This window comes from Streptomyces durbertensis (assembly GCF_014156695.1).
GTDB classification, from domain to species: domain Bacteria; phylum Actinomycetota; class Actinomycetes; order Streptomycetales; family Streptomycetaceae; genus Streptomyces; species Streptomyces durbertensis.
The window spans coordinates 1-1,082 of sequence record NZ_WMLF01000825.1; the positions used below are offsets into that span (position 1 = coordinate 1).

The following is a 1,082-nucleotide window of genomic DNA, read 5'->3' on the forward strand; positions in this document are numbered from 1 at the left end:
GCTCTCACCCCGTCCGGTCACCGTGCCCGGCTTCCGGGCCGAACCGCAGACGGGCGGGTCGATCATGTGTGAACGCTACGTGACGGCAAACCTCCCATTTGTCACCCACAGGAGCGAATTCCCCGCGTCCAACCGGCTCTTGACGGCACTCTCTCAGCAGCCGGCGCGTACGCAGATCCTCGTCCGGGTCGCCACCAGTCGCCCCTCCTGCGGGTAGGAGTGCCACGTGCGCCAGGAGAGCTGCCCCGACCCGCCGCTCTGCGCCAGCAGCGCCGTGAACGCGTACGGACTGCCGGGGAACGTGCCCGCGAGGCCGTGCGGATGGTCGGCGACCAGCGCCAGCAGTTCCTGCGCGCGCCCCGCGAACGACCCCCCCGACAGCGTCTCGACCCGGGCGGCGAACTCGTAGTCCCAGCCGCCGAGACGCCGCGCCACCGCCGCCGGCAACGGCGAACTGCTGCCGGGCATGCAGGCCACCGTCTCCGAGCAGCTTCCCCCGGCGTCCTCCACCAGCACCTGGTGCGAGGCGCCGAGCAGCCTCAGCTGAAGCCGCGGCCCCGCGAGTTCCAGGTCGAGCGTGGCGAGCGACGGCAGCGGTTCACGGCCGAGGGCCCAGGACAGGTCGCCGGCGCGGGTGTCGGAGTAGGCGGTTTTCAAGGTGGTGAGCATGGGTCGGCTCCGCAAGACATGTGGAGGGTGGCCACGGCCACTCCTCGATCTCGACCTCGGGACGTTGCAATCGCCGGGTCATGCCCACGTCGGGGTCCGGGATACCTCTTCACCGAATCATGAATTGCGCCAAGTCCACAGGGTTTTGACTCAACTTCGGGGCGTTTACATACCCCCGAGGGCTTACTGGCTCACGTGTTCAATCCACCGCCACCGCTTCGGGTGACGTGTTGTCGCGGCGTCGGCGGGGGAGTGTGGGAAGCGCGCGCGGACACAGCGCGGACGCGCGCGGGAGCGCCGCGCGCGTCGCCATCCGCCGGCGCACGCGGAGCGCCAGGAGCAGGACGCACTCCCGCACGCGCCCCGACAACCCACCGCACGCGTCGCCACGCGCCGGCGCCACGCCCCGACAC

General features: G+C 71.0%; 1 protein-coding gene. It reads right to left on the bottom strand.

From position 1 onward, the window contains the following. Positions 1 to 153: 153 nt before the first annotated feature. On the bottom strand, positions 154 to 669 hold the full coding sequence (locus GL263_RS27105) for a DUF2617 family protein (protein WP_182858370.1): 516 nt from the start codon (positions 667 to 669) through the stop codon (positions 154 to 156). Positions 670 to 1,082 lie beyond the last annotated feature (413 nt).

Bases quoted from the DNA above. Each gene is read 5' to 3' on its own strand.
- GL263_RS27105 (WP_182858370.1), bottom strand. From the start codon at position 669: ATGCTCACCACCTTGAAAACCGCCTACTCCGACACCCGCGCCGGCGAC.